The sequence below is a fragment of the Kitasatospora sp. LaBMicrA B282 genome (genome assembly GCF_050325825.1).
Taxonomy (GTDB): domain Bacteria; phylum Actinomycetota; class Actinomycetes; order Streptomycetales; family Streptomycetaceae; genus Kitasatospora.
This window is the reverse complement of sequence record NZ_JBNQTI010000237.1, coordinates 1-9,700: the sequence shown is the minus strand read 5'-3', so window position 1 is coordinate 9,700 and position 9,700 is coordinate 1. Positions and strand designations below refer to the sequence as shown.

8 protein-coding genes and 2 pseudogenes are annotated in these 9,700 nt (G+C 72.9%); 8 read left to right on the top strand and 2 right to left on the bottom strand.

The annotated features are described in order from the left end of the window. A pseudogene (locus tag ACQRUO_RS36440) lies at positions 1-131 on the top strand (DUF1772 domain-containing protein); the annotation flags it as partial. Positions 132-259: 128 nt separating this feature from the next. On the opposite strand, the gene ACQRUO_RS36435 reads toward ACQRUO_RS36440, so the two are convergent. After that, positions 260-970, bottom strand: coding sequence for an HAD family hydrolase (locus ACQRUO_RS36435; RefSeq protein ID WP_428320460.1), 711 nt, complete (start codon positions 968-970; stop codon positions 260-262). An 83-nt stretch (positions 971-1,053) separates the two neighbouring features. Beyond that, the gene (locus ACQRUO_RS36430) at positions 1,054-1,671 is read right to left on the bottom strand and encodes an HNH endonuclease (RefSeq protein WP_428320459.1); all 618 of its coding nucleotides are present in this window, start codon (positions 1,669-1,671) and stop codon (positions 1,054-1,056) included. Positions 1,672-2,051: 380 nt separating this feature from the next. Between ACQRUO_RS36430 and ACQRUO_RS36425 the strand changes: the two genes are divergently transcribed. The 7 genes and pseudogenes from ACQRUO_RS36425 to ACQRUO_RS36395 all read left to right on the top strand — a co-directional run. After that, positions 2,052-3,212 carry a mechanosensitive ion channel family protein gene (locus tag ACQRUO_RS36425; protein ID WP_428320458.1) on the top strand — a complete coding sequence of 387 codons (1,161 nt, stop codon included), beginning with the start codon at positions 2,052-2,054 and terminating at the stop codon, positions 3,210-3,212. Positions 3,213-3,425: 213 nt separating this feature from the next. Beyond that, a complete protein-coding gene (locus ACQRUO_RS36420; protein WP_428320457.1) occupies positions 3,426-4,613 on the top strand; it encodes an ROK family protein in 1,188 nt (395 codons plus the stop codon). 191 nt (positions 4,614-4,804) lie between these two features. Next, a complete protein-coding gene (locus tag ACQRUO_RS36415) occupies positions 4,805-6,145 on the top strand; it encodes an extracellular solute-binding protein (RefSeq protein WP_428320456.1) in 1,341 nt (446 codons plus the stop codon). A gap of 7 nt (positions 6,146-6,152) precedes the next feature. Continuing rightward, positions 6,153-7,121 carry a carbohydrate ABC transporter permease gene (locus ACQRUO_RS36410; protein ID WP_428320455.1) on the top strand — a complete coding sequence of 323 codons (969 nt, stop codon included), beginning with the start codon at positions 6,153-6,155 and terminating at the stop codon, positions 7,119-7,121. 18 nt (positions 7,122-7,139) lie between these two features. Next, a complete protein-coding gene (locus tag ACQRUO_RS36405; protein ID WP_428320454.1) occupies positions 7,140-8,042 on the top strand; it encodes a carbohydrate ABC transporter permease in 903 nt (300 codons plus the stop codon). A gap of 5 nt (positions 8,043-8,047) precedes the next feature. Then, positions 8,048-9,358: a 6-phospho-beta-glucosidase gene (locus ACQRUO_RS36400; protein ID WP_428320461.1), complete on the top strand. Its 1,311-nt coding sequence runs from the start codon at positions 8,048-8,050 to the stop codon at positions 9,356-9,358. Between the two features lie 77 nt (positions 9,359-9,435). Then, a pseudogene (locus ACQRUO_RS36395) lies at positions 9,436-9,700 on the top strand (hypothetical protein); the annotation flags it as partial.

The following is a 9,700-nucleotide window of genomic DNA, read 5'->3' as shown; positions in this document are numbered from 1 at the left end:
CTCACGGCGGCCGAATGCTCGGCGCGGTGATGCCGGTCTGGTACATCAGCTCGGTCGTCCTGGTCGCGGTCTGGGCCGTCGCCGGACACCAGCACCACGGCACCGGTCTGGTCGTCACCGCCGCCGCGCTGACCCGACCGGGCCCGGGACGTTCCCGGGACTGCCCAGGGCCGCCCAGGGCCACCCGGGGCTGCGCCGGGTCGGGCCTCCCCGGGGCTGCGCCGGCTCGGGCCCGGGTCGGGCCCTGGTCGGGCCCTGGTCAGCCGGCGAGCGCCAGCAGCTCGGCCAGCGAGCCGATCGCGGCGATCCCGGCCCGGGCCGCCCGCTCGGCGCCGGGGCCGGGGCCGCGCCGGTTCAGCCAGCGGCTCTGCAGCCCGGCCTCCCGGGCGCCCAGCGCGTCCTCGTCCAGGTGGTCCCCGACGTGCAGCACGGCCGCCGGCAGCACGCCGAGCCGCTCGGCGGTGAGGTGGAACATCCGCGGATCGGGCTTGTACAGCCCCGACTCGGCCGGACTGGTGACGCAGTGGAAGCGGCCGGCCAGGCCCGCCACCAGCTCCGGGTCGGTGTTGCCGTTGGTGGTGACGGCCAGCGGGAAGCGGGCGGCCAGCGCCGTGAGCACCGCGACCACCTCGGGGAAGGGGGTCACCCCGCCGTGCCGGACGCGGGTGTACTCGGTGAACAGCTCGCGGGCCGCTGCCGGCTCGTCGGGTCGCCCGCAGGCGGCCAGCGCAGCGGTGAAGGCGGCCTGGCGCAGCTCGTCGAGGGTGGCGCCGGGCCGCTCGACGGCGACCCGCTCGCGCAGCGCGGCGAGCCAGTCGGCGGTGGCCGGGCCGTGCGGCGGGTGCAGGCCGGCCTCGGTCAGCCGGTCGGCGACGACCGCGAGGGCGAGCTGCGAGGCGGTACCGAAGTCCCACAGGGTGTCGTCGGCGTCGAAGGAGATCGCGGCTACCTGGCTCCGGGGCGGCGTCATGGGGGCCGAGCATAGCGGCGGGCCGGCGGCGCGCTCGACTGAGCGTGCTGCCGGCCCATGAGGCACCGTTCGGCCCTCGCTGGTCAGGCGGTGAGCGCCTCCGGATGCTCACCGTGGTGGACGGGACGGGACCGGCCCAGCGGAACCGGAGTCCCTTGGTGGTCGGTATGGTCGTGGTGCTCGAAGTCACGGAACTGGTCCGTGCCGCCGAACGGTTCCAGGTAGGGCCGCCAGCGCGGGTCCTTGATCCCGGTTCCGATGATGCGCCAGGCGAGCCCGCTGGGCGGGGCCGGCGGTCGCTTCATCCGCCACCCGAGTTCGGTCAGGTGGCGGTCGGCCTTCATGTGGTTGCAGCGGCGGCAGGCCGCCACCACGTTGTCCCAGCGGTGCTGCCCGCCGCGACTGCGCGGGATCACGTGGTCGACGCTGGTGGCGGCGGCCCCGCAGTAGACGCAACGCCCGTGGTCACGGGCGAAGAGTGCGCGGCGGGTGAGCGGAACTGGCCCGCAGAACGGCACCCGGACGAACCGGGTGAGCCGGACCACGGAGGGCGCCGAAACGGCGTTGGTGGCGCTGTGCAGAGTGACACCCGAGTCCTCCAGGCTGACCGCCTTGTGATTGAGGACCAGGATGAGGGCGCGGCGCATCGATACGACGCCGAGTGGCTCGTAGGACGCGTTGAGGACCAGGACATGCGGCACGGATGCCTCCTTGGACGCCTGCGGCGCGTGGCTCGCGCCGGGACGAGCGGATGACCGCGCATCGCTGCGCGATCACCCCCAGTGTCGCCTTACGACTTTGTACGGCGCCACCACTACCGGGTAACGGACCGAAGAGGGTTCGGGTCCGCACCGGTCGTCCTGATCTCTATGCCCAGCGGCGTGCCGCATCGCACTCGAACGGCCCACGGCGCGCCGCTGAGCGGCCTAGCAAGATCACTCCGGCGGGAGCGGGCCGCCCGGACGGGGGAAACGGCGGGTGAACGCGGGTGCGGACGGGCGCTAGGCTGAGCCGCACGGTCCGCGCGGTCGGCGTGTCCGCGGCGGACCCCGTGCGTGTCCGCCTGCAGGAAGGTTCCACCGTGAGCTGGCCCGGTCCCCCGGCCCTTCTCTCCCTGGCCGCCGGTCACCCGGCCGCCTCGCCGAGCCCGGGCTCCGGCGCCGGTTCGGGCGCGGGCTCCGTCCCGGAGCTCCACCTGCCGACCAGTGCGGACGACGTGGCCACCAGCGCCCGCAACACCGCGACCTGGTTCGACAGCAACTGGACCGGCTGGGTCGAGGGTGCCCTGCGGATCGTCATGATCGTGGTGCTGGCGCTGCTGCTGCGCGCGGTGGTGCGCAAGCTGATCGCCCAGTTCATACACCGGATGACCCGGGAGCCCGAGGCCGACGCCGAGGCCGGGACCCGGCTGGGCGGCCTGCTGGTCAACACCGAGCGCCGTCAGCAGCGCTCCGCCGCGATCGGCTCGGTGCTGAGCAGCGTCTCCTCCTTCGGCATCCTGGGCACCGCCGCGCTGATGGTGCTCTCCGCGCTCGGCATGGACCTGGCCCCGCTGCTGGCCAGCGCCGGGGTGGCCGGCGTGGCGATCGGTTTCGGCGCCCGCAACCTGGTGACGGACTTCCTCTCCGGGGTCTTCATGATCATGGAGGACCAGTACGGCGTGGGGGACGAGATCGACACCGGGGTGGCCACCGGCACGGTGCTGGAGGTCGGGCTGCGGGTCACCAAGCTGCGCGGGGCGAACGGCGAGATCTGGTACATCCGCAACGGCGAGGTGAAGCGGATCGCCAACATGAGCCAGGGCTGGTCCACCTCGACCGTGGACGTGCAGGTCGGCTACAAGGAGGACCTGTCCCGGGTGGAGGCGCTGATCCTGTCGACCGCGGAGCGGTTCGCCAAGGAGTCGCCCTGGGACGAGCTGCTCTGGGACCCGGTCGAGGTGCTCGGCGTGGAGTCGGTGGCGGCCGACACCGTGGTGCTGCGGGTGCAGGCCAGGACCATGCCGGGGAAGGCGTCGCTGGTCACCCGGGGGCTGCGGCAGCGGCTCAAGGAGGCCTTCGACGAGGCGGGGATCAAGCTCAAGGAGGACGCCGCCGCGACGCCGGCCGCGACCGCCGCACCGGCGGACACCACCCTGCCGCCGTCCGCGCTCTCCGACCCGGCCTCGGCCCGCTCGCTCTCCACCCGCCCGATCCCGGCGCCCACGCCGGAGGAGGAGCACGCCTTCAACAAGCTGCCCTGACCGACCGGCCGTCCTGACCGGCGGCTCCCGGAGCCCCGCGACCACCCCGGTCGCGGGGCTCCGGTGCGTTCCGGGCCCGGCGTCCGCGGCACCCGGGCCGTCCGGCGCCGCTGCCGAAGTCATTGACAGCCCGGAAACTGTTAGTAAAGTTTCCAATCACAGGCAGCCCCCAGGCGGCATCCGACCCGCGGCCGATGGAGGAGGATCAAGCGCGTGACCGACACCACCAGCACCCCCCGCCCCGGCACCCCCAGTCGTCTGCGGGCGATCAACGACCGGGCCGCGCTCGACCTGCTGCTCGCCCACGGCCCGCTCTCCCGCACCCGGATCGGCACCCTGACGGGCCTGTCCAAGCCCACCGCCTCGCAGCTGCTGGCCCGCCTGGAGGCGGCCGGCCTGGTGCTGCCGGTCGGCACCACGGCCGGCGGTCCGGGCCCCAACGCCCAGCTCTACCAGCTGAATCCGGCCGCCGGCCACGTCGCGGGACTGGACGTGACACCCGGCCAGATCCGCTTCGCGGTGGCCGACCTGACCGGCCGCACGCTGGCCGAGCACCTGGTGGCCACGCCCGGGCGGCAGGCCGGCGGCACGGTCGCCCGGGTGGCCGACGGGGTGGCCGCGACGCTGCGGCAGGCCGGCCTGGCGGCGGACTGCCTGACCGAGGTCACCATCGGCACCCCGGGCGCCATCGACCCGGCCACCGGGAAGCTGCGGTACGCCCCGCACCTGCCCGGCTGGCACGCCCCGCAGCTCACCGAGGAGCTGGCCGCGGCCCTGGGCGCGCCGGTCTCGATCGAGAACGACGTCAACCTGGCCGCGGTCGCCGAACAGGCGCTCGGCTCGGCGCAGGGCTGCCGGGACTTCGTGCTGCTCTGGGCCGCGGACGGGATCGGCGCCGCGATCGTGCTCGGCGGCCGGCTGCACCGCGGCTTCACCGGCGGCGCCGGCGAGGTGGGGTACATGCCGCTGCCCGGCGCGCCGGTGGTCCGCAACGTCCGCCGGGAGAACGCCGGCGGCTTCCAGCAGCTGGCCGGCGCCAACGCCGTGCTGGCGCTGGCCCGGCAGCACCGGCTGTCCGCCCGCACGGCCGAGGCGGCGATCGAACGCGCGCTGGCCACCCCGGGCGCGGGCGACGCGTTCCTGCGCGAGCTGGCCGACCGGCTGGCCACCGGGCTGGCCTCGATCGTCGCGGTGATCGACCCGGAGCTGGTGGTGCTCTGCGGCGCCATCCCGAACGCCGGCGGCGAGCGGCTGCGCGAGCTGGTCCAGGAGGAGCTCGACGGCCTCGCGGTGCCCCGGCCCCGGCTGCTCAACGGCACCGTGCCCGGCTCCCCGGTGCTGCACGGCGCCCTGCAGCACGCCCTGACCGCCGCCCGGGAGAGGGTCTTCACCACGGCCTGAGTCCGCCCGCCCGAGTCCGCCCGCCCGAGTCCGCCCGCCCGAGTCACCCGCGCCCGCCCCACAGAGACCCGAGTCACCGAACCGCACCCCATGCGCCATCCCCGCACACCGTCTCGCCCAGCACAGCCTCCCCCCATCCCCCGCCGGGGCGACGGGCACTGCCGCCCGCCCCCGTACCCCCAGGAGGACCCGTGTCCCAGACCCGCACCCACCGGGCGGCCACCCTGATGGCGCTAGGTGCCAGCATCGCGCTGCTGGCCGGCTGCACCGGACAGGACTCCGGCGGCTCCGACACCTCGGCCAACGGCAAGGACGTCACCATCACGTTCTGGCACGGCTGGAGCCAGGACAACGAGCTCGCGGCGATCAACGCCAACATCACGGCCTTCGAGAAGCTCAACCCGCACATCCACGTCAAGGTGGTCGCCAACGTCTCGGACGACAAGAGCGAGCAGGCGCTGCGGGCCGGCGGCTCGAACGCCCCCGACGTGGTCTCCTCCTTCACCACCGACAACGTCGGCAAGTTCTGCGCCGACAAGATCTGGGTCGACCTGGCGCCCTTCCTCAAGCAGGACGGCATCGACCCGACCAGCACCTTCCCGGCGCCGATGCTCAAGTACAGCGGCTTCCAGGGCGACCAGTGCTCGCTGCCGCTGCTCGGCGACGCCTACGGGCTGTACTACAACAAGAAGGCGTTCGCCGCCGCCGGCATCGCCCAACCGCCGAAGACGTTCAGCGAGTTCGACGCCGACGCGGTCAAGCTGACGATCGCCGCCGGGGACGGCTACCAGCAGCTCGGCTTCATGCCGGACTTCCACGGCTACGAGTCCTCCCCCGCCCACTACCTGGGCCAGTGGGGCACCAAGTACTTCGGCGCCGACGGCAAGTCGGACCTGGCCGGCGACCCGACGGTGACCCAGATGCTCACCTGGCAGCGGGACCTGGTGAACAAGCTCGGCGGCTACGACAAGCTGGAGAAGTTCCGGACCACCTTCGGCGACGAGTTCAGCGCCAAGAACCCGTTCGAGACCGGCCAGGTGGCGATGGCGATCGACGGCGAGTGGCGGACCCAGTCGATCAGCGACGACAAGTCCACGGTGGACTACGCCACCGCGCCCTTCCCGGTGCCGGACGACCAGGCGAGCAGCTACGGCCGCGGCTACCAGACCGGCACCATCATCGGCATCGCCCGCACCAGCACCAAGCAGGCCGCCGCCTGGCAGCTGGTGAAGTACCTGACCACCGACACCGACGCCGTGGTCAGCTTCGCCAACGCGATCCACAACGTGCCGAGCACCGTCGCCGCGCTGAACTCGCCCAACCTGACCCAGGACCCGAACTTCAGGACCTTCCTGGACATCGCCAGGAACCCGAACTCCACCACCACCCCGGCCAGCATCAACGGCGGCGCGTACCAGGTGAGCCTGCAGAACTTCGCCTACGACGTGGAGAGCGGCAAGAAGACCGACCTGGCGGGCGGCCTCAAGGCGACCGACCAGGAGATCGACGCCGCCATCGCGCAGGCGCAGTGAGCCCGCGATGGCCGTGATCCGCTCCGCCCGCCCACCCGTCGCCCCGGCGCTGCGCCGCAAGCGCCGGCGGGAGGCCGTGCGCACCCTCGCCTTCCTCTCGCCCTGGCTGATCGGCTTCTGCTTCTTCTTCGGCTACCCGCTGGTCTCGACCGTGTACTTCTCCTTCATGAAGTACGACGGCTTCACGCCGCCGGTCTTCAGCGGGCTGAAGAACTGGACCTACGTCTTCGACCACTACCCGTTCTTCTGGCAGGGCCTGGGCAACACGCTCTGGCTGGTGGCGGTGATGGTCTCGCTGCGGGTGGTCTTCGGGCTCGGCATCGGCCTGCTGATCACCAAGGTGAAGACCGGGGCCGGCTTCTTCCGGACCGCCTTCTACCTGCCCTACCTGGCCCCGCCGGTGGCCGCCACGATCGCCTTCGCCTTCCTGCTCAACCCGGGCACCGGGCCGGTCAACCAGCTGCTCGGCAGGCTCCACCTGCCGCAGCCGGGCTGGTTCAACGACCCGACCTGGTCCAAGCCGGCGCTGACCATGCTGGCGCTGTGGGGCATCGGCGACCTGATGGTGATCTTCCTGGCCGCGCTGCTCGACGTGCCGCGCGAGCAGTACGAGGCGGCCGAGCTGGACGGCGCCGGCCCGATCCAGCGGTTCCGCTACGTCACGCTGCCCAACATCGCGCCGATCGTGATGTTCGCCGTGGTCACCGGCGTGATCCAGACCATGCAGTACTACACCCAGGCGATCGTGGCCGGGAAGGTGGCCAGCGGCGTGATCGGCGGCTCCGGCGAGCAGTTCGAACCCGGCTACCCGCACGGCTCCACCTGGACCCTGCCGCAGATGGTCTACAACCTGGGCTTCCAGCGCTTCGACACCGGCTCGGCCTGCGTGGTCGCCCTGGTGCTGTTCGCCCTGTCGATGGCCTTCACCAGCCTGCTGCTGCGCCGCCGGGCCGGCTTCGTGGGCAGCGACGACTGATCGAGGACTGACTGAGCCATGACGCTGACCGATACCCCGTCACTGCCCGGCGCGCTCTCCTCGGCCCCGCACCGCGGCGCGGCACGCACCGCCCGGCGCCGGGCCGTGCTGAACTGGGTGGCCGTGCACTCGCTGGCCGTCGCCGCGGCGCTCTTCTTCCTGCTGCCGTTCGTCTTCGTCTTCCTCACCTCGGTGATGACCGACCGGCAGGCGCTGACCACCGACTTCTGGCCGCAGCACTGGCAGTGGAGCAACTACGCGAAGGTCTGGCACACCCCCGGCTTCCTCACCTGGTGGCGCAACACCCTGGTGTACGCCGGGGCGGGCACCGCACTGACCGTGCTCTCCAGCCTGCCGGTGGCCTACGCGCTGGCCCGCTTCCGGTTCCGCGGCCGCAACCTGGCGCTGATGGCGGTGATCTCGATGATGATGCTGCCGCCGCAGGTCACGGTGATCCCGATGTACCTGTTCTGGGCCAAGCAGCTGCACCTGACCGGCACCCTCTGGCCGCTGATCATCCCGATGGCCTTCGGCGACGCCTTCACCATCTTCCTGCTGCGGCAGTTCCTGCTCACCATCCCGCGGGAGTACACCGAGGCGGCCCGGGTCGACGGCTGCGGGGAGCTGCGCACCCTGCTGCGGGTGATCCTGCCGATGGCCCGGCCGGCAGTGGCCGCGGTCGCGCTGTTCCAGTTCTTCTACTGCTGGAACGACTACTTCGGCCCGCAGATCTACGCCAGCGAGAACCCCGGCGCCTGGACCCTGAGCTACGGCCTGGAGTCGTTCAAGGGCGCCCACCACACCAACTGGAACCTGACCATGGCCGCCACCCTGCTGGTGATGGCGCCGGTGATCCTCCTCTTCTTCTTCGCCCAGAAGGCCTTCATCGAAGGCGTGACACTGACAGGGGTCAAGGGCTGATGTCACTGAAACTCGCCATCGTCGGCGGCGGCTCCACCTACACGCCCGAACTCGTCGACGGCTTCGCCCGGTTGCGCGACACCCTGCCGGTCGGCGAACTGGTGCTGGTCGACCCCGCCGCCGAACGGCTGGAGCTGATCGGCGCGCTGGCCCGGCGGATCCTCGTCCGGCAGGGCCACCCGGCCACCGTCACCACCACCGGCGACCTGGACGCCGCGGTGGCGGACGCCGACGCGGTGCTGCTGCAACTGCGGATCGGCGGCCAGGCGGCCCGCAACGAGGACGAGACCTGGCCGCTGGAGTGCGGGTGCGTCGGGCAGGAGACCACCGGCGCGGGCGGGCTGGCCAAGGCGCTGCGCACCGTGCCGGTGGTGCTGGACATCGCCGAGCGGGTGCGCCGGGCCAACCCGCACGCCTGGCTGATCGACTTCACCAACCCGGTCGGCATCGTGACCCGGGCGCTGCTGGACGCCGGGCACCGCGCGGTCGGCCTGTGCAACGTGGCGATCGGGCTGCAGCGCAAGTTCGCGGCGCACCTGGGGGTGGCCCCGGAGCGGGTGCGGCTGGACCACGTCGGGCTCAACCACCTGACCTGGGAGCGGGGGGTGACGCTGCTGGAGCCGGGGGCGGGCGGTGGCTGGGGCGGCGGCGCGGACGGGCCCGGGCGGGAGGTGCTGCCCGAGCTGCTGGAGCGGTTCGGGGAGCCGATCGCCGCCGACCTCGGGCTGCCGCTGCCGCTGCTGCGCCGGCTCGGCGTGGTGCCCTCCTACTACCTGCGCTACTTCTACCAGCACGACGAGGTGGTCGGGGAGCTACGGGTGAAGGGCTCGCGGGCCGCCGAGGTGGCCGCGATCGAGCGCGAACTGCTGGCGCTCTACGCCGACCCCGCGCTGGACACCAAGCCGGAGCTGCTGGAGAAGCGCGGCGGCGCCTACTACTCGGAGGCGGCGGTCCAGCTGCTCGCGGCGCTGCTCGGCACCGGCAGCGGGCCGGCGCCCGGGGTGCAGGTGGTGAACACCCGCAACGACGGCGTGCTGCCCTTCCTGCCCGCGGAGGCGGTGATCGAGGTCCCGGCGCGGATCGCGGACGGCCGGGTGACCGCGCTGCCGCAGCGGCCGGTCGAGCCGCTGTTCCGGGGGCTGGTCGCGGCGGTCTCCTGCTACGAGGAGCTGGCCCTGGAGGCGGCCCTGAAGGGCGGGCGGCACCGGGTCTTCGACGCCCTGCTGGCGCACCCGCTGGTCGGGCAGCTGGACCTCGCGGAGCGGCTGACCGACCGGCTGCTGGCGCACAACCGGAACCATCTGGACTGGGTCTGACGGCACGTCGACAAATCGACCAGTCGAGTCTGCCCCGGCCGCTGGGGCCGGGGCTCGGGAACGAGCCCGGGGATCGGATGGACCACCACCAGTTGGACGCACACCTGACCGCCGACGGAAGCGGCGATGCTCGCGTGGCCGGCGGCGCTCAGGAAGCCCGCGCAGCCGGCGGAACCGGCTGCGCCCGCGAAGCCGGCGGCGCCCGCGAAGCCGGCGGCGCCGTGCTCGCCGTCGACGCGGGCAACAGCAAGACCGACGTCGCGCTGGTCGCCGCCGACGGCCGGCTGCTCGGCACCGCCCGCGGCGGCGGCTTCGCCCCGCACCTGGACGGGCCCGAGGCGG

Bases quoted from the DNA above. Each gene is read 5' to 3' on its own strand.
- ACQRUO_RS36435 (WP_428320460.1), bottom strand. From the start codon at position 970: ATGACGCCGCCCCGGAGCCAGGTAGCCGCGATCTCCTTCGACGCCGAC.
- ACQRUO_RS36410 (WP_428320455.1), top strand. From the start codon at position 6,153: ATGGCCGTGATCCGCTCCGCCCGCCCACCCGTCGCCCCGGCGCTGCGC.
- ACQRUO_RS36405 (WP_428320454.1), top strand. From the start codon at position 7,140: ATGACGCTGACCGATACCCCGTCACTGCCCGGCGCGCTCTCCTCGGCC.